The 26,238-nt window shown below is 70.9% G+C and carries 26 protein-coding genes; 17 read left to right on the top strand and 9 right to left on the bottom strand.

What is annotated here, in order from left to right; translation table 11 throughout:
- The first annotated feature begins 161 nt into the window (after positions 1-161).
- Positions 162-1,088 (top strand): alpha/beta hydrolase, encoded by a 927-nt coding sequence (locus BM424_RS08340; RefSeq protein WP_245775710.1) that lies wholly within the window; start codon positions 162-164, stop codon positions 1,086-1,088.
- A 109-nt stretch (positions 1,089-1,197) separates the two neighbouring features.
- On the opposite strand, the gene BM424_RS08335 is transcribed toward BM424_RS08340, so the two are convergent.
- Positions 1,198-2,142 carry a DNA recombination protein RmuC gene (locus BM424_RS08335; protein WP_093415106.1) on the bottom strand — a complete coding sequence of 315 codons (945 nt, stop codon included), beginning with the start codon at positions 2,140-2,142 and terminating at the stop codon, positions 1,198-1,200.
- A 199-nt stretch (positions 2,143-2,341) separates the two neighbouring features.
- Here BM424_RS08335 and BM424_RS08330 point away from each other — a divergent pair, with 199 nt between their 5' ends.
- Positions 2,342-3,526: an exonuclease SbcCD subunit D gene (locus BM424_RS08330; RefSeq protein WP_093415709.1), complete on the top strand. Its 1,185-nt coding sequence runs from the start codon at positions 2,342-2,344 to the stop codon at positions 3,524-3,526.
- Positions 3,523-6,477: an AAA family ATPase gene (locus BM424_RS08325; protein WP_093415104.1), complete on the top strand. Its 2,955-nt coding sequence runs from the start codon at positions 3,523-3,525 to the stop codon at positions 6,475-6,477. The genes BM424_RS08330 and BM424_RS08325 overlap by 4 nt, the downstream gene beginning before the upstream one ends.
- Positions 6,478-6,674: 197 nt before the next feature.
- Here the strand turns inward: BM424_RS08325 and BM424_RS08320 are convergent, their stop codons facing one another.
- Together BM424_RS08320 and BM424_RS08315 are read right to left on the bottom strand one after the other, a co-directional pair.
- Positions 6,675-7,175 carry a methylated-DNA--[protein]-cysteine S-methyltransferase gene (locus BM424_RS08320; protein ID WP_093415102.1) on the bottom strand — a complete coding sequence of 167 codons (501 nt, stop codon included), beginning with the start codon at positions 7,173-7,175 and terminating at the stop codon, positions 6,675-6,677.
- Between the two features lie 34 nt (positions 7,176-7,209).
- Complete coding sequence (locus BM424_RS08315; protein WP_093415101.1) at positions 7,210-8,718, bottom strand: DNA-3-methyladenine glycosylase 2; 1,509 nt, start codon at positions 8,716-8,718, stop codon at positions 7,210-7,212.
- 55 nt (positions 8,719-8,773) lie between these two features.
- On the opposite strand from BM424_RS08315, the gene ychF reads away from it, so the two are divergent.
- Both ychF and BM424_RS08305 read left to right on the top strand, forming a co-directional pair.
- Positions 8,774-9,853, top strand: coding sequence for a redox-regulated ATPase YchF (gene ychF, locus BM424_RS08310; protein ID WP_093415099.1), 1,080 nt, complete (start codon positions 8,774-8,776; stop codon positions 9,851-9,853).
- 154 nt (positions 9,854-10,007) lie between these two features.
- Positions 10,008-10,916, top strand: coding sequence for an Abi family protein (locus BM424_RS08305; RefSeq protein WP_217649651.1), 909 nt, complete (start codon positions 10,008-10,010; stop codon positions 10,914-10,916).
- A 45-nt stretch (positions 10,917-10,961) separates the two neighbouring features.
- Here the strand turns inward: BM424_RS08305 and BM424_RS08300 are convergent, their stop codons facing one another.
- Positions 10,962-11,447, bottom strand: coding sequence for a tetratricopeptide repeat protein (locus tag BM424_RS08300; protein WP_093415096.1), 486 nt, complete (start codon positions 11,445-11,447; stop codon positions 10,962-10,964).
- Between the two features lie 94 nt (positions 11,448-11,541).
- Here BM424_RS08300 and BM424_RS08295 point away from each other — a divergent pair, with 94 nt between their 5' ends.
- Both BM424_RS08295 and BM424_RS08290 read left to right on the top strand, forming a co-directional pair.
- Complete coding sequence (locus BM424_RS08295; protein WP_093415095.1) at positions 11,542-12,210, top strand: YdcF family protein; 669 nt, start codon at positions 11,542-11,544, stop codon at positions 12,208-12,210.
- Between the two features lie 228 nt (positions 12,211-12,438).
- Complete coding sequence (locus BM424_RS08290) at positions 12,439-12,825, top strand: DUF1304 domain-containing protein (protein WP_093415093.1); 387 nt, start codon at positions 12,439-12,441, stop codon at positions 12,823-12,825.
- Between the two features lie 4 nt (positions 12,826-12,829).
- Here the strand turns inward: BM424_RS08290 and BM424_RS08285 are convergent, their stop codons facing one another.
- The 3 genes from BM424_RS08285 to BM424_RS08275 all read right to left on the bottom strand — a co-directional run bounded on the left by BM424_RS08285 (position 12,830) and on the right by BM424_RS08275 (position 15,954).
- Complete coding sequence (locus tag BM424_RS08285) at positions 12,830-15,319, bottom strand: EAL domain-containing protein (protein ID WP_175547987.1); 2,490 nt, start codon at positions 15,317-15,319, stop codon at positions 12,830-12,832.
- A gap of 51 nt (positions 15,320-15,370) precedes the next feature.
- Complete coding sequence (locus tag BM424_RS08280; protein WP_175547986.1) at positions 15,371-15,577, bottom strand: GntR family transcriptional regulator; 207 nt, start codon at positions 15,575-15,577, stop codon at positions 15,371-15,373.
- 116 nt (positions 15,578-15,693) lie between these two features.
- On the bottom strand, positions 15,694-15,954 hold the full coding sequence (locus BM424_RS08275; protein ID WP_093415089.1) for a GntR family transcriptional regulator: 261 nt from the start codon (positions 15,952-15,954) through the stop codon (positions 15,694-15,696).
- 137 nt (positions 15,955-16,091) lie between these two features.
- Here BM424_RS08275 and BM424_RS08270 point away from each other — a divergent pair, with 137 nt between their 5' ends.
- The 5 genes from BM424_RS08270 (at position 16,092) to BM424_RS08255 (ending at position 19,690) form a co-directional block, all read left to right on the top strand.
- Positions 16,092-17,117, top strand: a complete 1,026-nt coding sequence (locus tag BM424_RS08270) for a YncE family protein (RefSeq protein ID WP_093415088.1) — start codon at positions 16,092-16,094, stop codon at positions 17,115-17,117.
- A gap of 28 nt (positions 17,118-17,145) precedes the next feature.
- Positions 17,146-17,538: a VOC family protein gene (locus tag BM424_RS08265; RefSeq protein ID WP_093415086.1), complete on the top strand. Its 393-nt coding sequence runs from the start codon at positions 17,146-17,148 to the stop codon at positions 17,536-17,538.
- Positions 17,539-17,697: 159 nt separating this feature from the next.
- Entirely contained in the window at positions 17,698-18,222 is a 525-nt protein-coding gene (locus BM424_RS08260; RefSeq protein ID WP_093415708.1) for an MmcQ/YjbR family DNA-binding protein, read from the top strand.
- A gap of 240 nt (positions 18,223-18,462) precedes the next feature.
- Positions 18,463-18,657, top strand: coding sequence for a hypothetical protein (locus BM424_RS28355; protein ID WP_139274027.1), 195 nt, complete (start codon positions 18,463-18,465; stop codon positions 18,655-18,657).
- An 82-nt stretch (positions 18,658-18,739) separates the two neighbouring features.
- Complete coding sequence (locus tag BM424_RS08255) at positions 18,740-19,690, top strand: FAD-dependent oxidoreductase (protein ID WP_093415085.1); 951 nt, start codon at positions 18,740-18,742, stop codon at positions 19,688-19,690.
- Positions 19,691-19,705: 15 nt separating this feature from the next.
- Here BM424_RS08255 and BM424_RS08250 read toward each other — a convergent pair whose 3' ends face one another.
- Positions 19,706-19,999 (bottom strand): 4a-hydroxytetrahydrobiopterin dehydratase, encoded by a 294-nt coding sequence (locus BM424_RS08250; RefSeq protein ID WP_093415707.1) that lies wholly within the window; start codon positions 19,997-19,999, stop codon positions 19,706-19,708.
- Between the two features lie 131 nt (positions 20,000-20,130).
- On the opposite strand from BM424_RS08250, the gene BM424_RS08245 reads away from it, so the two are divergent.
- From BM424_RS08245 to BM424_RS08230, 4 genes are all read left to right on the top strand, one after another.
- Positions 20,131-20,814: a response regulator transcription factor gene (locus BM424_RS08245; RefSeq protein WP_093415705.1), complete on the top strand. Its 684-nt coding sequence runs from the start codon at positions 20,131-20,133 to the stop codon at positions 20,812-20,814.
- A complete protein-coding gene (locus tag BM424_RS08240) occupies positions 20,811-22,133 on the top strand; it encodes a sensor histidine kinase (RefSeq protein WP_093415083.1) in 1,323 nt (440 codons plus the stop codon). The genes BM424_RS08245 and BM424_RS08240 overlap by 4 nt, the downstream gene beginning before the upstream one ends.
- A 21-nt stretch (positions 22,134-22,154) precedes the next feature.
- A complete protein-coding gene (locus tag BM424_RS29805) occupies positions 22,155-22,985 on the top strand; it encodes an NUDIX domain-containing protein (RefSeq protein ID WP_342742601.1) in 831 nt (276 codons plus the stop codon).
- Positions 22,986-23,333: 348 nt separating this feature from the next.
- Complete coding sequence (locus tag BM424_RS08230; RefSeq protein WP_093415082.1) at positions 23,334-23,645, top strand: YciI family protein; 312 nt, start codon at positions 23,334-23,336, stop codon at positions 23,643-23,645.
- A gap of 43 nt (positions 23,646-23,688) precedes the next feature.
- Here BM424_RS08230 and BM424_RS28755 read toward each other — a convergent pair whose 3' ends face one another.
- Positions 23,689-23,859 carry a hypothetical protein gene (locus tag BM424_RS28755; RefSeq protein ID WP_175547985.1) on the bottom strand — a complete coding sequence of 57 codons (171 nt, stop codon included), beginning with the start codon at positions 23,857-23,859 and terminating at the stop codon, positions 23,689-23,691.
- Positions 23,860-24,210: 351 nt separating this feature from the next.
- Here BM424_RS28755 and typA point away from each other — a divergent pair, with 351 nt between their 5' ends.
- A complete protein-coding gene (gene typA / locus BM424_RS08225; RefSeq protein ID WP_245775709.1) occupies positions 24,211-26,124 on the top strand; it encodes a translational GTPase TypA in 1,914 nt (637 codons plus the stop codon).
- The last annotated feature ends 114 nt before the right edge of the window (positions 26,125-26,238 follow it).

Below are 26,238 nucleotides of genomic sequence, written 5' to 3'. Positions count from 1 at the left end.
TGCGGTTTTTGACCGGTCAAAACCTGCGGTATTCGCCTGGTCAAAAACCGGGGTTTTCGTCGGGTCGAAAACCCCGGTTTTCGCGTTCACGAGTGGTAGTCGCGTGACCTTGTTAGGCTCACTCGTCCGAGTGGCTTGACGTGAGGTCGTGGGAGGTCGTGGTGGCGCGGCGTGTTCTCGCGGCCGGGTTGGTGTTGCTGGCCGTTGTGGTGATCGCCGGGTGTTCGCGGTCGGAGGCCGATGTGGTTCCCGCTGCGCCCGCGCCGGATCTGGGCGCGCAGAAGGTCTTCCGGCATCAGGTGTACGCGCAGCGGGAGACTGGGGCGTTGCGGTTGGACCTGTTCCTGCCTCGCCGAGGGGCGGAGGCGGTTCCGCTGGTCGTGTACGTGCACGGCGGTGGCTGGGACGCGGGGGAGCGGACGCTCGACGCCGATCCGCTCTCGCCAGAAGCTCTTGCGGCGCAACGGTTGTTGCAGCGCGGCTACGCTGTGGCCACTGTGGACTACCGGTTGAGCGGGGTGGCGCGCTCGCCCGCGCAGGTCGTCGACGTCGCCGATGCCGTGCGCTGGCTGCAGCAGAACTCCGGGCGCTGGGGGCTGGACGCGAACCGGGTCGCTCTCTGGGGTGCCTCGGCCGGGGGACACCTGGTCTCGCAGCTCGGGGCGGTCGCCGGGGAGCCGGGCGCGCCCGGCGGCGGGCTGACCGGGATCCGGGCGGTGGTCGACTGGTTCGGGCCGACGGATCTGAGCGCCGAGGCCCAGCACGCGCACCCGCAGCTGCAGGACTACGCGCGGCGCGCCATCACCGGGCTGCTCGGGTGCATGCCGGTCGACTGCCCCGACGTGGCCGACGCCGCGAGCCCGGCCCGCAACCTCTCCGGCGACGAGCCGCCGTTCCTGATCCAGCAGGGCACGGCCGATTCGCTGGTGCCGCTGGACCAGAGCCTCGACTTCACGGCAGCGCTGCGCGCTCACGGCGTCACCGCCGAGATGCACCCGTATCAGGGCCTCGACCACGGCTTCGGGAAAGGCCCCCAGGTGTCGCTCATCGTGGATGCCCTCGACGTCTTCGTGCGCGCGCACGTGTGAGGCAGTGGACAGTTTTAGTCATAATTGCCCATGATTAATGTCCGAAATGTCGGGACAATTATGGCTAAAACTGTTCGCGGCCCGGGAGGGCACGCCGCAGGAGGACCGCTCAGTTCCGGGTGGGGTCGGAGGAATCGTTTCCGTTGAGGGAGGCGTCTTCTTCGCGGCGGAGTTCGGGGAGCTCGCCGGAGGAGGCGGTCTCGGCGAGGGGCTGGACCGCGTTGCGGAAGGTCTCCAGGGCGTCGAGCTCGCGGCGGCGAGCGGAGACGAAGCGCTGCAGGTGGGTGCTGGAGAGGTTGACCGCCTCGACCGCGTTGCCCGCCGCGCGCTGCGAGCGGACCGCCTGGGCGCGGACCTGCTCGATGTCCTCGGCCAGCGTGCGCTCGGTCGAGGCGAACATCGCCGCCGAGGCGAGCACCGCGAAACCCGTGGGGCCGCACAGGAACACGCGCTTGCCGAGCAGCCAGGACAGCAGCTGCGGGTCGGTGTCGAGCGCGGCGATCACGGCGGCGTCGGAGGGCACGAACATGATCGAGCCGTAGATCGCGTCCGCCCACCGCTGGTAGCCCTTGCTCGCGAGTTCCGTCGCGCGCGAGCGGATGTTGCGGACGTGCACCCGCAGCGCGTCGGCGCGCTCCTCGGCGTCGTCGGTCTCCATCGCCTCGGCCCACACCGCCAGGCTCGCCTTGGAATCGACCGGGACCTGCCGCCCACCACCGACTTCGAGCACCATGTCCGGCCGGGCCGCGCCGCCACCGGCGAGGTCGGTCTGCAGCGTGAAGTGGATGCCCTCGCGCAACCCCAGCGACCGGGCGGTCTCCACCAGCACCTGCTCGCCGAGCTCGCCGCGCCCGGTGATGGAGGCGAACGCGACCTCGTAGCGCCGCAACGCCGCCTGCTGGGCGGTGCTGCGCGCCCGCTCGGCCTCGACCATCCGCAGCGCCTCGTCGGCTCTGCGGGCGCTGTCGCTGTAGAGCCGCCAGATCAGCAACAGCGCCGCCGCGACCAGCAGGATCAGCACGACGACGAACGCGACCAGCACTCCGGTGCCCACACGACCTCCCTCGGGAACGACTGCCCCGAATCATCCAGCAACGGGCCGACAAGATCACCTCGCCGCGCAGGGAGATCCCCACTCGGCCAGGTGACCCCTGATCGCTTCCGGTGAACAGCGGATCACGCTGCGGTGCGACACGCCGGAGTGTCCTGGGGGGTTGGGACGGGGTGATCGGGGCGCCGCTAGCTTGGTGGTCATGCGGGTACTGCACACCTCGGACTGGCACGTGGGGCGGACCTTCCACGGCCGTGACCTGCTCGGAGATCAAGAAGCCGTGCTCGGCGGACTGGCCGAGCTGGTGACCGAGGAGCAGGTCGACGTCGTGGTGGTCGCCGGCGATCTCTACGACCGCGCGGTGCCCTCCGGCGAAGCGGTGCAGACCTGCGTGCGCGTGCTCTCCCGCATCCGCGAGGCCGGCGCCCAGCTGGTGATCACCTCCGGAAACCACGACTCCGCGCCGCGCGTCGGCGCGTTCGCCGACTTCGCCGCCGCGGGCGGCCTGCACCTGCGCACCCGCATCGACGCGCTGCACGAGCCGGTCCTGCTCGACGACGAGCACGGCCCGGTCGCCTTCTACGGCATCCCGTACCTCGAACCCGACCCCGCCAAGCACGCCCTGAAGGCCAGCGCGGACGTCGCCGGAGCCAGCGAGGATATCGAAAGCCGCGGCCACACAGCGGTTCTCACCGAGGCGATGAACCGCATCCGGGCCGACCTCGCCGAGCGCCCGCGCGGAACCCGGTCGGTGGTGCTCGCGCACGCCTTCGTCACCGGCGGAGAGGGCAGCGAGTCCGAGCGCACCATCGCCGTCGGCGGCGTCGAGCAGGTGCCCGGCGCGGTCTTCGACGGCGTCGACTACGTGGCGCTCGGCCACCTGCACGGTCCGCAGACCCTCGCCGAGCACCTGCGCTACTCCGGCAGCCCGCTGGCCTACTCGTTCTCCGAGGCCGCGCACCGCAAATCGGTGTGGCTGGTCGACCTCGACGCCGACGGTCTCGCCGAGGTGCGGCGCCGCGAGCTGCCCGTGCCCCGCGAGCTGGCCACCATCGAGGGCGAGCTCGACGAGCTCCTGGAAGACCCCGAGCACACCGCCGCCGAGGACTGCTACGTCTCCGCGACCCTGACCGACGAGGTCCGCCCGCTGGAGGCCATGCGCCGCTTGCAGGAGCGCTTCCCGCACGCCGTGCACCTGGAGTGGCGCCCGGCCACCGGCAAGGCCACCGCGCCGCTGCGCTACGCCGAGATCGTGCGGGGCCGCGACGACAACTCGCTGGCCGCCCGGTTCGTCGAGGACTGCCGGGGCGCCGAACCCACCGATTCCGAACGTGCGCTGCTCGACGAGGCGCTGCACGCGGTCACCGCGGCCGAGGGGGCCGAATGAGGCTGCACAGCCTGGAAGTCACCGCCTTCGGGCCCTACAACGACCACCAGGTCGTGGACTTCGACCAGCTCGGCGCCGACGGCCTGTTCCTGCTGCACGGCGACACCGGAGCGGGCAAGACCACGCTGCTCGACGCGATCGCCTTCGCCCTCTACGGCTCGGTCCCGGGCGCGCGCAACGACGCCAAGCGGTTGCGCTGCGACACCGCCGCCGACGAGGTCAACACCAGCGTCGTGCTGGAGCTGACGATCCAGGGCCAGCGGCTGCGGCTGGAGCGCAGCCCCGAGTACCAGCGCCCGAAGAAGCGCGGCGACGGTTACACCACCCAGCAGGCCAAGGCCTCGCTGACCTGGGTCGGGACCACGCCCGACGGCCAGTCTCCGGAGCCGCTGACCCGCATCGACGAGGTCGGCCGCACGGTGCAGCGGCTGCTGGGGATGAGCGTCGACCAGTTCTTCCAGGTCGTGATGCTGCCGCAGGGCGAGTTCGCGAAGTTCCTGCGCGCCGACACCGGGGAGCGGGAGAAGCTGCTGGAGCGGCTGTTCGGCACCGAGCGGTTCGGCGAGGTCGAGCGCTGGTTCGTCGACCGGCGTCGCGAGCGCGGGCGCGCGGTGGAGGAGCAGTCGCAGCGGGTCCGCGAGCTCAACGCGCGCGTCTCCCAGGTCTCGGGCGTCGAGCAGGTGTCCGAGGTCGGCGAGGCGAACTGGCTGGAGGACATCGAGAAGCAGGCGCTGCGTGACCTGGAGAACAGCCGCGCCGAGCTCACCCGCCTGCGCCGGGAACGCGACGCGGCCGAGGCGGTGCGCACCGAGCGCCGCGAGCTCGCCGACAAGGTCCGCCGCGTGCGGGAGGCCAACGCGACGCTCGCCGACATCGACGCGAAGCGCGCCGAGCACGAGGCGTGGCGCGCCGAACGCGAGGCCGCCACCCGCGCGATCCCGGTCGTCTCGGCCCGCCGCACCGCCGACCGCGCCGAGCAGGAACGCGACCGGGCGCAGGCCGAGGTCGTCACCTGGGCGTCGCGCTGCGGGGTCGAACCCGAGGCGCCGCTGGAGGACCTGCGCGCCCGCGCGAACTCCGAGCGCGAGCGGGCGGGTGCGCTCGGACAGCTGATTCCCGAGGCGCAGCAGCAGGAATCGGACCGCCGCAAGCTCGCCGAGCTCGCCGAGCGGATCACCGCCGACGAGAAGCGCGAGACCGAGCTGGTGGCCCAGCGCGACGGCCTGCCGGACCGGATCACCGCCGCCCGGGCGCGCGTCGAGGAGGCAAAGCACGCCGGGCTGCGGCTGGAGACCGTCCGCACCCGGGGCACCGAGGTCGCCGCGCTGCTGACCACCGCCCGCGAGATCCCCGCCGCGCAGCGGGAACTCGACGCGGCCCGGACTCGCGCGCAGCAGGCCGTCGACGCGCACCAGCAGGCCCGGGACGTGCTGCAGGACCTGCGTTCCCGGCGGTTGGCGGGCATGGCGGCCGAGCTCGCGGCCCGGCTCGCCGACGGCGAACCGTGCCCGGTCTGCGGTTCCGCCGAGCACCCCGCTCCCGGTGAGCCGGTCGACGACCAGGTGCGCGCCGAGGACGAGGAGGCGGCCCAGACGGCCGAGCAGCGCGCCCAGGCCGAGCGGGAACGCGCCACCAGCGCCGCCCAGCAGGCCGAGCAGCAGCTCGCCACCCTGCGCGAACGCCTCGGCGAGCACACCGAATCCGCGCTCGCCGAGGAGCTGGAGGAGCTGCGCGCCGAGCGGAAGCGGCTCGACGACACCGCTGCGGCCCTGGCCGAGCGCGAGGCCGAGCTGGCGAAGCTGGAAGCGGCCACCGACGAGCTGGGCGAGCAGATCTCCGCGCTGCGCACCGGGATCGCGGCCGCGCGCAGCGAGAACACCGCGCTCACCGCGTCGATCGAGGAGCGCGAGGCGCGGTTGCGGGACGGGCGCGGCGATTTCGACAGCATCGCCGACCGCCGCGCGCACCTGCTCGACGTCGCCGACCGGCTGGAGCGGCTGGTCGCCGCCCGCACCGCGCGCGACGACGCGCAGCAGCGCCTGACCGAGGCTCGCGCGGCCCTCGCCGAGGCCGCCACCGCAGCGGGTTTCGCCGACACCGACGCGGCGTTGGCCGCCGAGCGCGACGAGCGGCGACTCGCCGAGCTGGAGGAATCGCTCGCGGAGGTCGACCGCCGCGCGGCCGGTGCCCGCGAGGCGCTGGCGGGTGCGGACCTGTTCGGCGTCGACCCGGACACCGAGGTCGGGCTGGAGCAGGCGACCGAGGCCGCCGCCACGGCCACCGCGGCCGCCGAGAGCGCGGCGGCCGCGGCGCACGCCGCCGAGCGCCGGCACACCGAGCTCTCCGACCTGGGCGAACGGCTCCGGGAGGCGTGGGCGGAGCTGGGGCCGGCGATGGCCGAGCACGCCGAGCTGGAGGCGCTGGCCGACGTGGTCAACGGGCGCGGCCAGAACGCGCGGAAGATGTCGCTGCGCGCCTACGTCCTGGCGGCCCGGCTGGAGGAAATCGCGATCGCGGCGACCCGCCGCCTGCAGCGGATGAGCGACGGCCGCTACTCGTTCGTGCACTCCGACGCGGCGGGCGCGCGCGGGACTCGCGGCGGCCTGGGCCTGGACGTCCTCGACGACTACTCCGGCAAGGTCCGCCCGGCCAAGACGCTCTCCGGCGGCGAGTCGTTCCTGGCGTCGCTGTCGCTGGCCCTGGGCCTGGCCGACGTGGTGGCGGCCGAGACCGGCGGTGCGCTGCTGGACACGCTGTTCATCGACGAGGGCTTCGGGACTCTGGACGCGGACACGTTGGACCTGGTCATGGACACCCTCGACGAACTCCGCGCGGGCGGCCGCGTCGTCGGCCTGGTCTCCCACGTCGAGGAGATGCGCCAGCGCATCGCGGTCCGCCTCCGGGTCCGCAAGTCCCGCCACGGCTCCACCCTCGAACTCGCCACCTCCTGACCCCCACGGTCAAAACCCGCCACTTTCATCGGGTCAAATACCGCAGTTTTCGACCGGTCGAATACCGCAGTTTTCGACCGGTCAAAACCTGCGGTATTCGACCCGACGAACCCTGCGGATTCGCCCGGTCGGCTGTCGCCAGGTCGAAAACCCCGGTTTTCGCGCGATGAAAACCGGGGTTTTCGACGCGGGTGGGGTCAGGAGTGGGTGCGTTCGTGGTGGAGGAGCCACTTCTTGCGGTCGGGGCCCCAGCGGAACTCGCCGACCGAGCCGTCGCTGCGGACGATGCGGTGGCAGGGCACGAACAGGGCGACCGCGTTGCGCGAGCACGCCGAGGCGGCGGCGCGGACCGCGCGGGGTTTGCCGGTGAGCGAGGCGAATTCGGCGTAGCTGGTGAGCTTCCCGGGCGCGACGGTGCGCAGCACCTTCCACGCGTGCTGCAGGTACGGGCCGGAGCTCTGGTTGACCGGGATGTCGTCGATCGCCTCCAGATCGCCCTCGTGGTAGGCCGTGACGGCCCGGGTGACCGGACCGAGATCGGGTGCCTCCACGAGGGTTTCGAACATCAGCGACGGCGCCACCTGCGGCAGCAGGTCGTCGGTGTAGGCCGTCCAGCCGGAGGCGAGCACGACGCCGTCGGCGTCGACCACCGCGCAGAACGGGCCCGCCGGAGTATCCACAGTGGACCACTTGATCATGATTTCTCCCAGTGTGCGAAGGACTTCTGCCGCGTCATGCCGTCGGGCCCCCAGGCGGCCCGCTGCTCGCGGTCTCCCACAGCAGCACTCCGGCGTAGGAGCGCCACGGGCTCCAGCGCTGGGCGTGCGCGTGCAGAGCGGTGGGTTCTTCGGGGATTCCTAGCAGTCCCGCACCTCGCCTCAGGGCGAAATCGTCGGAAAGCAGCACATCGGGCGCCCCGAGCACCCGCATCGCCACGTACCCCGAGGTCCACGGGCCGACGCCGCGGAGGCGTTCCAGGTCGGAGCGCAGCTCGGCCTCGTCGCGCCCGGGGTGCAGCGCGAGCCGGCCCTCGGCGACCGCGACCGCCAGGTCCCGCACCGTCTCGGCCCGCCGCCGCGGCCCCGGGACCGCGTGCTCGGCGAGCGCTTCGGCCGTGGGGAACAGCCTGGTCACCCCGCCTTCGGGATGGGTGAGCTCGTCGCCGAGCTCACCGACGAGCCGTTCGGCGGTCGCCCGGGCGGAGGCGACCGAGACCTGCTGCCCGAGCACCGCCCGCACCGCGATCTCCAGCCCGTCCACGGCTCCCGGCACCCGAACGCCGGGGGAGCGCGCGACCGCGCCCCGCAGCAGCGGGTCGGCGCCGAGGACCTCGCCGACCGCGACCGGGTCGGCGTCGAGGTCGAGCAACCGCCGCAGCCGGGCGACCGCGCTGCCGAGGTCCCGCAGATCGCTGAGCCGCAGCGTGCACGAGAAGTGCGTTTCCGCAGGTCGCAGCGTCGCCACGGCGGTGCCGTGCGGGAGTCGCAGCGACCGCGCGTAGGAGCCGTCGCGGCACTCCTCGACGCCGCCCAGCGCCCGCCGCCGCAGGAACCGCAGCACGCCGTCGGTGTCGCAGGGCGTGCGGAACGGCAGCCGCAGCGGCACCGTCCCGGCACCGCCGGGCGTGCCGCGCCGCTGTCCGCGCAGGTCGGTAGGGGTGCGGCCGAAGATCTCCCGGATCGTGTCGTTGAACTGCCGCAGGCTGGCGAACCCGGCGGCGAAGGCGATGTCGCTGAACGGGAGGTCGGTGGTCTCGATGAGCACCCGCGCCGAGTGCGCCCGGTTGGCCCGCGCCAGCCCGAGCGGCCCGGCGCCGAGCTCGGCGGTGAGCACCCTGGTCAGGTGTCGTTCGGAGTAGCCGAGCGCGTCGGCGAGGCCCCGCACCCCGCAGCGGTCGACGAGGCCGTCGCCGATCAGCCGCATGGCCCGTCCGGCGAGGTCGGCCCGCAGGTCCCACTCGGGGGAGCCGGGCACGGCGTCGGGCAGGCAGCGGCGGCAGGCGCGGTATCCGGCGGCCTGCGCGGCGGCGGCCGTCGGGTAGAACTCGCTGTTGTCGCGCTTGGGCGTGCGCGCCGGGCAGGACGGTCGGCAGTAGATGCCGGTCGAGCGCACGGCGTGGATGAAGGTGCCGTCGAACCGCGCGTCGCGCGCGGCCACGGCCCTGAGCGCTTCCTCTGTTCCCACCAGCACGACCTCGATGTTCCCAGGCCCGGGGAGCCGGTACTGGCGGGAATCGGACATGGCGGGGGCGACCGGGCCCGATGGTCTCGGGGAGGAACGCCTAGACTCCCCAGGCGTGAGTCTCACCCTCGGAATCGTCGGTCTGCCCAACGTCGGCAAGTCCACCCTGTTCAACGCGCTGACCAGCAACGACGCGCTCGCGGCGAACTACCCGTTCGCCACCATCGAGCCCAACGTCGGCGTGGTGCCGCTGCCGGACGTCCGGCTGGACAAGCTCGCCGAGGTGTTCGGCTCGGCGAAGACGGTGCCCGCCACGGTGTCGTTCGTCGACATCGCGGGCCTGGTCAAGGGTGCTTCCGAGGGGCAGGGCCTGGGCAACAAGTTCCTCGCCAACATCCGCGAGGCGGACGCGATCTGCCAGGTCATCCGCGTCTTCGACGACCCGGACGTGGTGCACGTCGACGGTCGCGTGGACCCGTCGGGCGACATCGAGACGATCAACACCGAGCTGATCCTCGCCGACCTGCAGACCTTGGAGAAGGCGCTGCCGCGGCTGGAGAAGGAAGCCCGGACCAACAAGGACAAGCGCCCCGCGCTGGAGGCCGTGAAGAAGGCCCAGACGATCCTGGAGGACGGCAAGACGCTGTTCGCCGCCGGGATCGGCAAGGACGACCCGGACCTGCGCGAGCTCAACCTGCTCACGACCAAGCCGTTCCTGTACGTGTTCAACGCGGACGAGGGCGTGCTGGCCGAGGAGTCCAAGCAGAAGGAGCTGCGCGACCTGGTGGCCCCGGCCGACGCGGTGTTCCTGGACGCCAAGGTGGAGGCCGAGCTCAAGGAGCTCGACGAGGAGTCCCAGCGCGAGCTGCTGGAGACCATCGGCCAGGACGAGCCGGGCCTCAACGCCCTGGCCCGCGCCGGCTTCCACACCCTGGGCCTGCAGACCTACCTGACGGCGGGCCCGAAGGAAGCGCGCGCCTGGACGATCCCGCAGGGCGCCACCGCCCCGCAGGCCGCGGGCGTCATCCACACCGACTTCGAGCGCGGCTTCATCAAGGCCGAGGTCGTCTCCTACGACGACCTCATGGCCGCGGGCTCCATGGCCGAAGCCAAGTCCGCCGGCAAGGTCCGCATGGAGGGCAAGGACTACATCATGACCGACGGAGACGTCGTCGAGTTCCGCTTCAACGTGTGAGCGCGGCGGCGGCAACCTGGAGCATGTCTTGCGACTTGCGTGACGCCACGTTGTCCACCGGGGTCGGCACGTGCGAGAATGAACTCACTACGACCGGTTCCGCCTACTTCGGTAGGTCCAGGGCCGGTCTTCATTTTTTCTCCAGGTGGTGATGGTGACCGGCGACGTCAAGGAGTACAAGACCTACGCCGAGCAGGTCGCCATCCTGGCTTCACGTGGCATGGAGATCGGCGACGTCGTACGGGCTGAGCAGGCATTACGGCGTGTGAACTACTATCGCCTCAGCGGATATTGGTACCCGTTCCGGGTGCTCACCGAATCGGGCCGACGCGATGAGTTCTACGACGGGACCCGGTTCGACGATGTTGTCGCGCTCTACGAGTTCGACGAACGACTGCGCTCCGCGACCTTCGCGGCCCTCACGCCGGTCGAGCTCGCCGTCCGCGCGCACCTCGGTCACGAGCTCGGGCGAATCGACTCCACCGTGCACCTGGATCCGACGAAACTCGGGCCCACAGCGCGCAAGGGACCGCACTACGCGAACTGGCTTGTGCGCTACGAGCGCGAACTCCGTCAGTCTCGCGAGGATTTCGTCGCTCACCACACGAAGAAGTACGGCGGACGACTGCCTGTGTGGGCGGCCGTCGAACTGCTTGATTGGGGCAGCCTCACGTACCTCTACGGCTTCTCCCCTCGCCCCGTGCAGGACGCCGTCGCAGGCGAGCGCGGGCTCTCTGCTCCGCAGCTGTTGAGCTGGCTCAAAGCACTCAACATCATCCGGAACACCTGCGCCCACCATGGTCGTCTATTCAACCGGGTCCATACGATCACTCCGAAGCTCCCGAAGGTCGGCGTGCATCCGGACCTCGACGCCGTCGGCACCGATTGGACTCGGACCTTCGGGCAACTCACGCTCGTGCAGTTCCTCGCGGATCGCTTGGGTGTCGGGCGGAGCAAGCTTCTGTCTTCGGTGCTGAGGAGCTTTCCCACGGTGCGGTTCGTCCCGATCTCCCACATGGGCGTGCCGGAAGGTTGGCAGGAGCGCGGCGGCCTGTGGACATAGCTCGTTAAAAGGTTGTTCGGCTGCGGAACGTGGTGGAGCCTCGGCTCAACGTGTGAGTGCGGCGGCGTAGTTCCGCATGGAGCGCTGGTATCGCGGTAGCGCATCGATCTGCGCTTCGATGGCGACCCGGAGGGCCTCGTCCTTGCGTCCGGCGCTGTGCAGGGCCAGGGCCAGGACGAGACGAGGAGCCGAGCCGGTCGACTCGTGCGTCGGTGCGGCTTCCAGGACGGCGATCGCCTCGTCGAGGCGGCCGAGGTTGCGCAAGGTCGATCCGTACTGGACGGCCAGTCGCGCGTGCCGGGCCTCGTCGAGGCCGAGTTCGAGTGCGCGCTCGTACTCCTTGCCGGCTTCGGCTTCGAAGCCCATCGAGTCGTACATGCCGGCGAGTTCGAAAGCGGCTCGTCCGTCGGTGGCTGGGCAGGCCGCCGCCAGCGCGCGCATGGCCGCCACGCCGTCGTCACGATCGAGGGAGTCGAAACGCGCCCAAAGATCGGCGACATCGGCTTCCCACCGCTGGACTGGCGTCGTCATGGCGTTGATCGTCTCACGACGGGCGCACCCTGGTTCGGCACTGACGCGAACCGGGCGGCAAGATCCCGGAGTGAGCGACTTCGAGGGCTGTGCGATGAACGCGCCGACAGCCGGCATCCCCGACGAGTTCCGGGCCGATGTGCAGGCCTTGTGGGACTACCACGATCTGCACCACGAACTCCGACGATGCGATGTGGGGGTGGGGCTGGGGAGTCACGATCTGGGCGTGGCCGACCACGCTGCGGAGCTGTACGGGCAGGGATGGCTGCCGCGCGTGGTGTTCACGGGTGCCCATGCCCCGACCACCGTCGAGCGGTTCCCACGTGGTGAGGCCGTCCACTACCGCGAGCGCGCGCTTGAGCTGGGTGTGCCGGACGAGGCGATCCTCGTGGAACCGCGGGCGACCAACACCGCCGAGAACATCGAGTTCACCCGCGGGCTCCTGGCGGAGCGGAAGATCGAGGTCGAAAGCCTGCTGCTCGTCTCCCGGCCCTACCAGCAGCGCAGGGCCTTCGCGACGGCGCGGAAGATCTGGCCGGAAGTCGACATCGTCTGCAGCTCCCAGCGAACCCCGCTCGACGAGTACGTGCGCTCCATCGGCGACGTCGATCGCGTGATCAACATGCTCGTCGGAGACACTCAGCGGATCACCCTCTACGCCGAACGCGGCTTCGCCATCCCGCAGAACGTTCCGAGCGATGTCCACGACGCCTACAACCGCCTGGTCGAACGCGGCTACACGAAGCGCCTCGTCCGCAACTGAGCTCCACACGCCGCCTTGTGGCGTCCGGGGTTCTCTCGTTCCCGGCCTTCCTTGTGGTCAGTGTGCTAGCCATAACTGGCCGATGTGGTCAGTCCAGTGCTCATAGGAAGCTGGCGGGGTGGTTCGGTTCGCCGTGGTGGTGGTGTCGGGCGATGATCTGGGGGAAGGCACTGGGAGAGCGCTGGGCCGACGGGCCCGGGTTTCGCGTGATCACCTGGAGGGAATCGCGTGGTTGTCGTAGGGCTCGTCCTCGCGTGCGTCGCCGCGGTCGTGCACGTGTTCATCTTCTACCTGGAGTCGATCGCGTGGACGGGTGAGCGGGCGCGGGCGGTCTTCGGCACCGGCACCGCCGAGGAGGCCGAGGCGACGCGGGAACTCGCCTTCAACCAGGGCTTCTACAACCTCTTCCTGGCCATCGCGGTGTTCGTCGGGACCGCTCTCTGCGCGAGCGGGAACATCGCGGTCGGGGCGACGCTGGTCTTCACCGGTGCCGGGTCGATGGTCGCGGCCGCGCTCGTGCTGATCCTGTCGAGCCCCGGCAAGGCGGGTGCGGCCGTCAAGCAGGGCGTCGTGCCGCTCCTGGGCGTGCTCGCGCTGGCGGTCGGTCTGCTCTGACCGCTCAGGTGAGGCCGGAGGTCAGGAGTTCGTCGAGCGGGACCGGTTTGCTCAGGTAGTAGCCCTGGGCGTGGTCGCAGCCGATGTCGCGGAGCAGGTCGAGCTGCTGGGCGGTCTCGACGCCTTCGGCGACGACGGCGAGACCGATCGCGTGGGCCATCGTGATGATGCTGGAGACGATGACCCGCAGCTCGCCGGACTCGGGCAGGTCGGTGATGAACGAGCGGTCGATCTTGAGGATGTCCAGCGGGAGCCTGCGCAGCTGCGCCAGCGACGAGTAGCCGGTGCCGAAATCGTCGATCGCCAGGGAAATGCCCAGCTCGCGAAGGCTGTTGAGGACGCGGGCCGCTGCCGTCGGATCGCGCATGATGGCCTCCTCGGTGACCTCCAGGCACAGGTCGCCCGCGGGCAGGGCCGAGTCGGTCAGGGTGCCCTGGACCAGCGCGTGCAGGCCGGGGTCGTCGAGCTGGCGCGGTGACAGGTTCGCGTTGAGCACCACGTCGAGACCGGGCCGCTCGGCGCCGATCTGGCCGGTCGCGGTGCGCAGCATGTGCGCGCCGATGCGGTTGATCAGATCGGTCTCCTCGGCGACCGGGATGAACTCGCCCGGGGAGACCGCGCCGTGGACCGGGTGCTGCCACCGCAGCAGCCCCTCCACCGCCACCGTGCGGCCGGTGCTCAGCTCCGCCACCGGCTGGTAGGCCACCCACAGCTGGTCGAGCCGGGCCGCGTGGCGGAGGTCCTGCTCCAGGTCCATGTGCCGCTGCACCCGCTTGCGCAACCCCACGTCGAAGAACGCGTGGCAGCCGCCGCCCCGGGATTTCGCCTGGTACATGGCCACGTCGGCGTCGCGGAGCAGGTCCTGGCCGGTGCGGTCGTCGCCCGGGCCGAACACGACGACGCCGATGCTGCCCGCGACGTGCAGCAGCCTGCCCTGCGTGCGCAGCGGTTCGGCCACGCTGTCGAGCAGCCGGGCGCAGCGCTCGCCCAGGTCCTCGCGGTCGCCGGGGTCGTGGGCCAGGACCACGAACTCGTCGCCGCCGAGCCGCCCCACCAGGTCGTCCGGGGGAGTGGAGCGCACCAGCTGCAGCCCGACGTGCCGCAGCACGTCGTCGCCGACGCCGTGCCCGAGGGAGTCGTTGATGAGCTTGAAGTTGTCCAGGTCGAGGAACAGCACGGCCGTCGGCCGCCCGCGGCGGCGCGCCTGCTCCAGGTGCCGGAGCACCAGGGTGCGGTTCGCCAGACCGGTCAGCGGATCGTGCGTGGCCTCGTGCTCCAGCCGGTTCTGGACGGCGCGCTGGTCGGTGATGTCGGTGAACGACATGACCGTCTTGGTGGGCACGTCCTCCGCGTTGGTCAGCGCGCGCGAGGTGACCGCCAGCCACACGCTGCGGCCGTCCTTGCGCTCGAGGCGGAGCACCTCGGAGGTCACCTGCAGCGGGTCGCGGTCCTGCGGTTGCAGCTTCTCGCCGTGCTCGTCGAACATGCGCCAGGACGTGAGCCGCGTGCCCACGATCTCCGGCCCGGGCACGCCCAGGATGCGCTGGGCGGCGGGGTTGGCGGACTCGATGACGTGCTGGGGCCCGACCACGATCACGCCCTCGTCGAGCGCGTCGACCACGGTCGCGTAGTCCTGCTCCGCGCGGTGCCGCTCGGCCTTCTCGTGCCGAGCGAGCTCCTCCTGCATCCGCGCGATGTGCCGGGTCTCGCCGAGGATGCGCCTGCGCATCGACTCCACGGCACGGGCCACCGTCGCCAGCTCCGACGGCCCGTCCTCCTCGACCGGGCGGTCGAGGTTGCCCTGCGACACCTCGTTGACGTGCGACAGGAGCGTCCGCAGCGGCCGTCTCAGCGAGAGGTGCAGGGTGAGGATCGCGCCCGCCGAGGCGATGAGACCGGCCATGACCAGCGCCAACGTGAGCCAGTTCGCCGCGGCGCGCGCCGCAGCGGCTCGGTTCTCCTCGGACCGGGCGAGCTCGTCGACCCGCGCGTGCAGCTCGTTGAGCCGGTCCCGCAGCTCGTTGGCCAGCTGCTCCTCGGCGCGCTGCTCGGTCTGCGACAGGTCGGACGGGCCGGGCCCGGCGCCCCGGTTGAGCAGCGGGTTCACCGACTGGTCCCGCCACGTCTCCGCCGCCTTGATGACCTGGCCCAGCAGTTCCTGAACGGCGGTGTCGTCGGCCAGCAGCCGGCGCAGCCGGGCCTCGATGTCGGCGGCGCTGGCCTGGTCGGCCTCGTAGGCGTGGATGAACGAGCGGTCGTCGGTCAGCAGGAACGCCCGCACCCGGCTCTCCTGCTGGGCGTAGGCGGTGATCAGGCTGGCGGTGTCGTTCTGCGCCGGTACGACGCGGGTGATCAGGTACGTCGTCGAGTCCTCGACCCGCTGGCGCAGCGCGAACGTGCCACCGGTGATCACGGCGGAGACGACGATCAGGGCTGCGGCGAGCGCGTAGATGCGCCCCAGCAGGGAGAGTCGCCTTCGCCGTCGCCAAGCCACCCAGCGAGTATGCGAGACCAGCGCCCACAACACTGGTCAAACCGTTGGGGGCTACTTGCGGACGAACGAACCCCGTCCCTGCGTTCGAATCACGAGCCCATCGGCTTCGAGCGCCTTGACCGCCTTCACCGCGGTCACCGTCGCCACCTGGTAGATCTCCGCGAGCTCGGTCCCGGAGGGGAGGCGGCTGCGCGCCGCGAGCTCGCCGGACTCGATGTCGGCCCGCAAGTCGTCGGTGATCTGCTGCCAGACGGTCACCGGCCCGTCCTTCTCAATCCGCCCAGCCCGGCTCTCCCACATGCGAACAACTGTCTTGTACTGCGCTGCTCCGATTTCAACGGAAATCGGGAACGCCACTCGAAAGCGTGTCCGAGCTAGCGCATCGATCGTGTGACGAAGGTGCCTTTGCCCGAGAGCACCTTGAGCAGGCCTTCCTCGCGGAGCGAGTTCACCGCTTTGATCGCAGTCAGGCGTGCGACGCCGTAGATCTCCCCGAGCTCGGGGCCGCTGGGGAGCCGGGACCCGGGCGAGAGCGCGCCGGACTCGATGTCCGCGCGGAGGTCGTCCGCGATCTGCTGCCAGACGTACTCCGGTGACTCGTGGTCCACGCGATCGGCACGGCTCTCCCAACTCATGCGCCGAGATTAAGCCTTGCACTTCGTCAGGCGTCGGTTTCCGGAAGTGGAAGGCGATTGATCCTGTTCCGGGTTGCTCATAGTGTTGATCAGAACGGACATGGGGGACTTTCGGCACCGGAAGGGTGAATTCGACGGTGACGACACGACGGACTGTGCTGCGCGCGATGGGGGGCGGGCTGCTGGCCGCCGGAGTGGGAGCGAACCTGACCGTTCCCGCGAGCGCGGCGAGCGGCGGGACTACCGGGACGCTGCTGGTGGTGGAGAAGAGCGGGCACGCGGTCGCGTTCCACGACGTGGCGACCGGGGAGCTGCTGAGCAGGGTTCCGCTCGGCGAGTACCCGCACGAGATGGTCGTGGACAGCGCCCGCCGGCACGCCTACATCGGGCACTACGGGGTGCGGATGTCCGGTGACGCGGGCGCGGGCGGTTCGAGCGTGTTCGTCGTCGACCTCGCCGAGCGCCGCTTGGTGCGCACGATCGACCTGAGCCCGTTCAACCGGCTGCACGGCATCGCGATCGACGACCGGGACCGCCTCTACGTGCTCAGCGAGGAGAAGGCGGTCCTGCTGGAGATCGACGACCCGGCCGGCGCCGAAGCGCCGTCCGCGGCCGTGGACACCGGCGGGATCAAGACGCACATGGTGGTCACGACGCAAGACGGCTCCCGCGCCTACGTCACGGGACTGCTGTCGCACACCGTCAGCCTCCTCGACCCGCACGACGCCTCGGTCGAACCGGTGGTCGCCACGCCGGGCCGGCTGCCGGAGAGCTGCGCGCTGAGCGAGGACGAGCGCGTGCTCTACGTGGGCGCCCGCGAGGACAAGGCGCTCGTCGAGCTCGACGCCCGAAGCCTGCGCGAGCGCAACCGCGTGACCGTGCCGGGTGACCCCCTGCGGGTCTACGTGATCCCGGGCGACGGGGATCTGCTGACCACCGACATCGACCACCGCCGAGTCACCCGCTACGGCCCCGACCTCGGCGAACAGCGCTCCGTCGGGTTCGACGGCACGCCCGCCGGGATCTCGTTCCACCCCTCGGAACCGACGGCGTTCGTCACCCTCCTGGACGTCAACACCGTCGCCATCCTCGACCTCACGACCTTCACGGTCACCGGAACCATCCCCACCGGCCCCGAACCCGACGTCACCGCGCTGATCTGAACGCCACTCGCGACGTTGTGGCAGGGTGATGGCCGTGGTCGCCGCGGTGCAGGTCAACCTCGTGGTCGCGGACCTGGAGCGCAGCCGGGAGTTCTACGAACGCCTCGGCGTCGTCTTCCAGGCCCGCAACAGGCGCGGGGAGGGGCCGGCCGAGGCCTGGGTCTCGACCAACGCGGGCATCACGATCGTGCTGCACTCGACGGGCTTCGCGGCGTGGTGGGACGAGTCGGCCCCGCAGCCGTCACCCGGCGGGCCTCAGGTGGATCTCGAACTCGACTCCGCTGACGTCCTCGACGCGACGGTCGCCGACCTCGGCGCACCCGTGATCAAGGACCCCACCGACATGCCCTGGGGGCAGCGCTTCGCCATCGTCCTCGACCCCGATGGACACCGGATCGGGCTCAAGGCCCCGTCGCGTTGAGGTGGGGGAAGTTTTCATGAAAACTTCCCCCACCCCGTGCACGAGGTGAGGTTTCACCTGGTCATGGGGTTGGTGGGGAGTTTCGGTTGGGGCTTCGGTCTCGTGGGGGTGCGCAGTTTTCATGAATACTGCGCGGACCACGGGGGAACGGGAGGCGCGATGACGTCGGAGAAGCAGCTGCGGAAAGCGGCCTTGGGGTTGCCCGGGGTGGAGGAGGGGACTCACTTCGGGATGGTGTCGTTCTCCGTGCGGGGCAAGGGATTCGCCTCGTTGACCGGGGACGGTGTGGTGCAGGCGTGGGTCGGCGATGACGACGCCGAGCGGTTCCTGGCGAAAGTGCCGGGGGAGCGGTTGGCGCGGGCGGGCAAGCCGTTCGGGATCGCGGTGCCGCTGGCCGACATCAACGGCAAGGACCTCAACGAGCTGATCCACCTCGCCTGGCGCTGCCGCGCGCCGAAGAGCCTCGTCCGCGAGCGGGAAGAGCCGGCGGACTCGGACCTGCCCGCCTCGATCGGCCGCCCCGCGACGCGAGCTCTGCACGGCGCGGGCATCACGACCCTCGCCCAAGCCGCCACGTGGTCGGACGAAGACCTCCTCGCCCTCCACGGCTTCGGCCCCAAAGCCCTCCGGCTCCTCGCCGAAACCCTCACCGACCAGGGCCTTCGCCGAAGCGGCCAGGATTAGTATCATCGATGATACTTTCATCGATGTAAGTATCATCGACGATAGTCTTCCGCCTGCGCGTAGCCGACGCAGCGATCGTCTGAGCCGTGTGGAACGTGTTGTGCGCCGTTCGGGCTCGGCGGAATTGTGGGGTGTGGTGGGGTAGGTCTACTCAGCTCGGAGGCGTTCTTCAACGCTGCCGGGACAGCCCTTCTGACCTGCAACATTGTGGTACTTCCGATGTTGGGGCGGGTGAGGGTGATGATCGACGGAGACCGGAGGATCGGCAGGCCGATGTGCCGATCGGCGAAGTTCGCCGTGGTGCTGCGGGAAGCGCAGTGGGAGCTCGACCGGGTGGCGTTCCGGCTGCCGCGGGGCGAGGTCTCCCGAGCCGAGCGGCACAGGCTGGCCGACGCGCTGATCGAACTGGCCGACGTGCTCCGCGACTACGAATGACGGATGACGACCGACCGGGCGGCCGGGTGAACCCGCGATTTCCCGGGGTCCGCGCGGCCCCGGGACTGCTAGCGTCGGACGGGTGAGCCCGGTACTCGTCATCGGCGCGGGTGTGCACGGCCTGACCTGCGGTGTCGTGCTCGCCGAAGCAGGCCGCGATGTGCTGATCCGCACCGCCGAGCGGCCGCGCGAGACGACGTCCGCCGTGGCCGGGGCGATGTGGGGTCCGGCGCGGCTCAAACCCCCGGAACGGGTCCTGTACTGGGCGACCCTGTCGCACGCCGAGTTCACCGGGCTCGCGCGCGACGAGAACTCCGGCGTGCACCTGGCCTCGGGCCGGATGGCGGCGCGGTTCGACCTCGGCGACGTCGTCCCGCCGGAGACCAAGCTCATCCCCGACCTGCGGCGATGCGGCGAGCAGGACCTCCCCGACGGCTTCGTCTGGGGCTACCGGGGAACCGTGCCGCTGATCGACATGCCCCGCTACCTCGACCACCTGCTGGAGCGGTTCCGGGCGGCGGGCGGCGAGATCCGGCTGAGCCCGGTGCAGTCGCTGGCCGACGCCGCCGCCGAATCCGACGTCGTGGTGAACTGCACCGGAGTCGGCGCGCACGAACTCGTCGGCGATCCCGGCGTGCACCCGCTGCTCGGGCAGCACGTCGTGGTGCGCAACCCTGGCATCGACGAGTACTTCATCGAGCTCAGCGACGGCGGCGAGTTCACCTCGTGGATGCCGCACGGGGACCGGCTGGTGCTCGGCGGCATCTCCCTGGACCACGACTGGCGGCGGACGCCGCGACCCGACATCAGCGACGGCATCCTGCGCCGCGCCGCCCGGCTCGAACCGCGCCTGGCCGACGTCGAGGTCCTGGAGGAGACCGTCGGACTGCGACCCGGCCGCGACTCGGTGCGCCTGTGCGCCGAGGACTACGAAGGCGCCCGCATCATCCACGACTACGGCCACGCCGGCTGCGGCGTCGGGCTCTCGTGGGGCTGCGCCTTCGAGGTCGCCGACCTCATCGAGGACGGCTGAGCGAAGCGGCGGTCCCTAGGCGAACTGCTCCACGACCGCGTCGATCTCCTGGGCCAGCGATGTGTCGTTGCCGGTGATGCCGCCCTTGTAGTGGGTGGAGAGCATGAACGTCACCGTCTTGTAGCGGATGTCGATGTCGGGGTGGTGGTTCTCGTTCTCGGCGATCTCCGCGATGCGCGTGACGGCCTGGATGGCCTGCGGGAACCCGGGGAATTCCACCTCGCGGACGATCTTGTCGCCGTCCCGGTGCCATTCCGGCAGGTGCTCCAGGGCCTCGGAGATCTGCGCGTCGGTGAGCAGTTCGGTCATGACCACATGGTGCCCGAGACCGGCCGGATCGACTGGTCAGTCTGAGATCGGGCTGAGAATCCGGCGGATCACTGTGAGAAGCCCCTGAGACCTGATGCCCCGGCCGGGTCGAGGTCGGCATCCTGGTGACCATGTTGCCTCGGGTTCTGGTTGTCGACGACGAGCCGGGAGTGCGGACCGCCCTGCGCCGCGGCCTGACCGCGGAGGGCATGGAGGTCAGCGTCGCCGCCGACGGGCCCGAAGCGCTGCGCTTGGCCACCACCGGGGCGTTCGACGTCGTGCTGCTCGACGTGATGCTGCCCGGCATGTCCGGCTACCGGGTGCTGGAGAAGATGCGCGAGCAGGACGTGACCACGCCCGTGCTGCTCATCTCCGCCAAGAGCGGCGAGGTCGACCAGGCCGACGGTCTCGACCTCGGCGCCGACGGCTACCTCGTCAAGCCCTTCTCGTTCCTGGTGCTCGTCGCCCAGGTGCGGGCGATGCTGCGCCGCCGCGACCACGCCGGTCAGCAGGCCTGCCTGCGGGTCGGGGCGCTGGAGATCGACCGCACCAGCCGCGAGGTGCACTGGGACGGTCAGCCCGTGACCCTCTCGCCGCGCGAGTTCGGGCTGCTCGTCGCCCTGGCCAGCCACCCCGAGTCGGTGGTGCCCAAGGACGACCTGCTGCGCATGGTGTGGGGCGAGGAGCAGTTCGTCACCCGCAACGTCGTCGAGGTCTACGTCGGCTACCTGCGGCGGAAGCTGTCGGCCGTGGGCGCGGGCGAGGTCGTGCAGACCGTGCGCGGTCAGGGCTACAGAGTCTGCGTCGACGCATGATCGGCCGGCTGCGCGTCTGGTGGCAGCGCCGCACCATCCAGTTCCGCACCAGCGTCGTGGCCGCGGCCGTCGCGCTGATCGGGCTCGGCGTCGTCGCGCACGCGGGGGCGGGCATCGTCAGCTGGCTGCTGATCGACTCCGTCGACGCCGACCTCAAGCGGATCGCCGCCGGGACCGCCGACCAGGTCGCCGCCGGTGCGCCCGTCGTCGGCAGGCCCGACGTGCGCGTGCTGGAGGACCGGACCGGGAAGCCGGTGGACGGCCTGCCCGGCCCGAGCCTCAGCGAGTGGCAGATCATCGAGCTCAGCGCGGGGACCGGGGTGCTGGACTTCGAGGCGCCCGCCGAGCTGCACCGCTGGCGCGGCGTCCCGGTCACCGACCCCGCCGGGCGCCACCTGCTGGTGGCCGCCGAGTCCCGCCTCGTCGGCTTCGCCGACACCGCCGGGCGCACCGGCAAGCTGCTCAGCTTCGGATCGGTGCTGGCCGCGGCCCTGGTCGGCTTCGCGACCTGGATCGTCGTGCACCGCTCGCTGCGCCCGGTCGACCGGATCCGCAGCGCCGCCGCCGTGCTGCCGGAGGGGGAGCGGCTGCCGGTGCCCGAGGCCGCCGACGAGATCCGGGCGCTGGCCGAGGAGCTCAACACGATGCTGGCCCGCCGCGACGCCGACACCGAGCGGCTGCGGCGCTTCACCGGCGACGCCGCGCACGAGCTGCGCAACCCGGTCGCCTCCATCCGCGCCCAGGCCGAGGTCGCGGTCGTGCACCCCGACCCGGAGATCGCGCACGAAACGCTGCAGGACATCGCCCTCGAAGCGCAGCGGCTGTCCACGCTGGTGGAGAGCCTGCTGGCGCTCGCCCGGGCGGAGCGGGAAGCCGAGCCGACCCAGCCGGTGGACCTGGCCGCGGCCGTGCGGGCCGTGGCCGAGCGGCTGGGCGAGGAGGTGCAGCTCGACGTGCCGGACCGGCCGGTGCTGGTGCTCGCCGCGCCCGCCGAGGTGTCGAGCGTGCTGGAGAACATCATCGGCAACGCGCTGCGCTACTCCCGCGCGCTGGTGCGGGCGTCGGTGCAGGCCGAGCCGGGCATGGGGGTGCGGCTGGTCGTCGACGACGACGGGCCCGGCATCCCCGTCGAGCACCGGGCGCGCGTGTTCGACCGCTTCTACCGGGTGGAGGAGGACCGGGCGCGCACCAGCGGTGGCGCCGGGCTCGGGCTCGCGCTGGCCGCCGAGGCCGTGACCAGGCGCGGCGGCACCGCGCGGGCGGCCGAGTCGCCGGAGGGCGGGGCGCGCATCGAGGTCCGCTGGCCCGCCGCTCCCTGACGTCGGGCAAGATTCACCGGCGTGGCGGTTCTGCGCAACACCGGTCTGATCGAGGCACCACTGGCCACCGTGGGGGCCGCGCTGCGGCACACCCGCACCGCCGAGGCGGGCCTGGCCGCGCTCGGCATCCGGGGCGAGGCGCTGACCCGCGCCGATTCGCTGCTGGTGCCCGGTGACGAGCTGGCGTTCCGGCTCGCCGGGCTCTCCCTGACCACCCGGATCGTGCGGGCCGACGCCGACCGGCTGAGCTCGGTGCTGGTGGGCGGGCCGCTGCGGCGGCTGGAGCACGACACCGTCCTGGCGCAGGTCGGGCCGCGCACGCTGCTCACCGACTCGGTGCGGTGGACGACGCCGCTCGGGCCGCTGGGCCGCGTCGGCGACGTCGTCCTGGGCCGGAAGCTGGTGCTCGACGTGCTGGCGGCCCGGGTCCGCGCGGTGCGCGAGCTCGCCGAGTCCTGGGCGAGCAGGCCGGTCGTGGTGGGCACGGCCCTGGTACACGAGGGGCGGTTGCTGGCCCAGCAGCGCGGCTACCCGGCCGCGCACGCGGGCCGCTGGGAGCTGCCGGGCGGCCGGGTGGAGCCCGGCGAGACCGAGTCCGACGCGGTGGTCCGCGAGTGCCGCGAGGAGCTCGACGTCGAGGTGCGGCCCACCGGGCGCCTCGGCACCGACGTCCCGCTGGACAACGGGATGCTGCTGCGCATCCACACCGCCGAGCTCGTGGACGCCGGGCAGGTGCCGCGCGCGGTGGAGCACCGCGAGGTGCGCTGGCTCACCGCCGCTGACCTCCCCGCCCTCGACTGGCTCGACACCGACCGGGTGCTGCTGCACCACCTCCGCGAGCTGCTGCGGTGAGGTGCACCGCGGCAGGGGACAGTTTTTCCTCGAATTGACCGGACAAAACGGATATTGATCATGGGTGATTCGAGGAAAAACTGTCCCCTGCCGAGGTGTTGCCGCCGCAGTGGTGAAGCCCAGGTGCGTTGTACCCGTCCGCGGTGGCGCGGTTGATCGATGCGGACGGGGTGGTGGCGTCGGTCGCGTGGAATGGGGTGGGCTTCGGGGTGGTTGCTCCGGGTGAGTGAGGGGATTCGGGGGGTGCGTGCCGGGGCGTCCGTTTTTCGGATTCTTGATCTTGTTCCGCGCGATAAGAACACGTCAATGTGATCGGCAGCGACGGGCTCGCGGAGTTACATTGAAAGAATGTTTGTAGTGCTGCTGCAATACACCGCGCCCCAATCGGAAATCGACGCCCAACTGGTAGATCACTACGAATGGGTCACCCAGCATTACGACGCAGGCGACTTCATCGCCGCCGGTCACCGGCACCCCCGCAACGGGGCGGTGATCATCGCCAGGGCGATGTCCCGCGGCAAGCTGGACGCGATCCTGGCGACCGACCCGTTCGCCCTGCACAAACTGGTCCGGTACGAGGTCATCGAGTTCCAGGCGCTGCGCACGATCCCGGAGTTGGCGGCCTACGCGGACCCGCTGACCACCGTCGCGCAGAGCTGAGCGGAAGGCCTGTTCCCGCCGCGGCGCCGGCGCCGCGGCCAGGTCATTTCGCGTCCTTCTTCTTGCCCGCTTTCAGAGCCTTCTTCTGCTTTTTCTTGACCTCTTCCGCTTTTTGATCCTTGAGCAGTTTGCGCAGAGCCACGATGGGGCAGCTCTTGCACGGTGGTTGCGAGTGGCAACATTTCTTCTTGACCTTGATGGTGCCTTTGCCCACGGTGCTTCTTTCATCGCGGAGTCGGTCGTCACGGCCGAGCGTAGGTGAACCTAACCCCGGATCGCGAACTTGATGTTCGCCGACTGTTCGTTGTTGCGCTGAGCACGTGCTCGCCGGTCCCGGAAGCGCTTGCACTACCCTGGACGGGGCCGCGTGTCGACGTAGCGCCCCCGGAAGCAGCGGGGTGTCGCCCGAAATGAGCTCCGCAGCAGCGGCGCAGTGGAGCCGCGGCCGGCGTCTGGAAGTTCCGCAGGCGCCATGCGGGAGAACCGCATCCGGTGCCATCGCCCAGCGGTGCATCACATCGACGAACCGCCGCGCCCTTTCCGCGCCGAGCCATGGAGTACCCGCGTGTCCGCCACCAGCGTCGCCGCCCCCACGCGCAGTGATCTGCGCAACGTAGCCATCGTCGCGCACGTCGACCACGGCAAGACCACCCTGGTCGACGCGATGCTGCGCCAGTCCGGGGCCTTCTCCGAACGCGCCGAGCTCGTCGACCGCGTCATGGACTCCAACGACCTGGAGCGTGAGAAGGGCATCACGATCCTGGCCAAGAACACGGCCATCCGCCGTGAGACCGAGGACGGCCCGGTCACCATCAACGTCGTCGACACCCCCGGCCACGCCGACTTCGGCGGCGAGGTCGAGCGCGCCCTGTCGATGGTCGACGGCGTGACCCTGCTGGTCGACGCCAGCGAGGGCCCGCTGCCGCAGACCCGCTTCGTGCTGCGCAAGGCGCTGGCCGCGAAGCTGCCGGTCATCCTCGTCGTCAACAAGGTCGACCGCCCCGACGCCCGCTGCGCCGAGGTCGTCGAGGAGGCCCACGACCTGCTGCTGGAGCTCGCCAGCGAGCTCGACGGCGAGGTCGAGCTCGACATGGAGGCCATCCTCGACCTGCCGGTCGTCTACGCCTCCGCCCGCGCCGGCCGCGCCTCCATGGAGCAGCCCGTCGACGGCGAGCTGCCCGACGAGGAGAACCTGGACTCGCTGTTCAAGGTGCTGCTCGACCACGTCCCGGCGCCCGTCGCCGACTACGACTCGCCGCTGAGCGCCCTGGTCACCAACCTCGACGCCTCGTCGTTCCTGGGCCGCATCGGCCTGTGCCGGATCCACTCCGGCACCATGCGCAAGGGCCAGACCGTCGGCTGGTGCCGCGAGGACGGCAGCGTCGAGAAGGTCCGGCTCACCGAGCTGCTCATCACCGAGAACCTCGACCGCGTCCCCGCCGAGCAGGCCTCCGCGGGTGACCTGGTGGCCATCGCGGGCGTCCCGGACATCACCATCGGCGACACCCTCACCGACCCCGACGACCCCCGGCCGCTGCCGCGGATCACCGTCGACGACCCGGCGATCTCGATGACCATCGGCGTCAACACCTCGCCGCTGACCGGCCGCAACGGCGGTTCCAAGATCACCGCCCGGCAGGTCAAGGCCCGCCTCGACTCCGAGCTCATCGGCAACGTCAGCATGAAGGTGCTGCCGACCGACAAGCCCGACGCCTGGGAGGTCCAGGGCCGCGGTGAGCTGGCGCTGGCCATCCTGGTCGAGAACATGCGCCGCGAGGGCTTCGAGCTGACCGTCGGCAAGCCGCAGGTGGTCACCAAGACCATCGACGGCAAGCTGTGCGAGCCGTTCGAGCGGCTCACCATCGACACCCCCGAGGAGCACCTCGGCGCCGTCACCCAGCTGCTGGCCGGCCGCAAGGGCCGCATGGAGACCATGGACGGGCACGGCACCGGCCGCATCAAGCTGATCTACGTGGTCCCCTCGCGCGGCCTGATCGGGTTCCGCACCGAGTTCCTCACCGAGACGCGCGGCACCGGCATCGCCAACCACGTCTTCGAGGGCTACTTCCCGTGGGTGGGCGAGCTGCGCACCCGGCACAGCGGCTCGTTGGTCGCCGACCGCTCCGGCCCGGCCACCAACTACGCGCTGCTGCAGCTGGCCGACCGCGGCTCGTTCTTCGTCCAGCCGGGCAGCGAGGTCTACGAGGGCATGGTCGTGGGCGAGAACCCGCGCGCCGAGGACCTCGACGTGAACATCACCAAGGAGAAGAAGCTCACCAACATGCGGTCCTCGACCGCCGATGAGCTGGAGAAGCTGGCCAAGCCGCGGACCCTCTCCCTGGAGGAGGCGCTGGAGTTCTGCTCCGGCGACGAGTGCGTCGAGGTCGGTCCGGAGGCCATCCGCGTCCGGAAGATCATCCTCGACAGCACCACCCGAGGCCGCGAGCGCTCCCGCCAGAAGGCCCGCGACAACAGCTGACGGCTGTCGACACTGCTGTAGCTCTTGCTGAGCGGTGCTGTGGACCCCGCGTGCCACAGCACCGCTCAGAACCCCCGGCGGTGCCAGTGCCCCAGGTGGTGACAGAGAAACCGG

Source organism: Saccharopolyspora flava, assembly GCF_900116135.1.
Classification (GTDB): Bacteria; Actinomycetota; Actinomycetes; order Mycobacteriales; family Pseudonocardiaceae; genus Saccharopolyspora; species Saccharopolyspora flava.
Note: the sequence above shows the minus strand (reverse complement) of the source record. Positions and strands in the feature narration are given on the sequence as shown.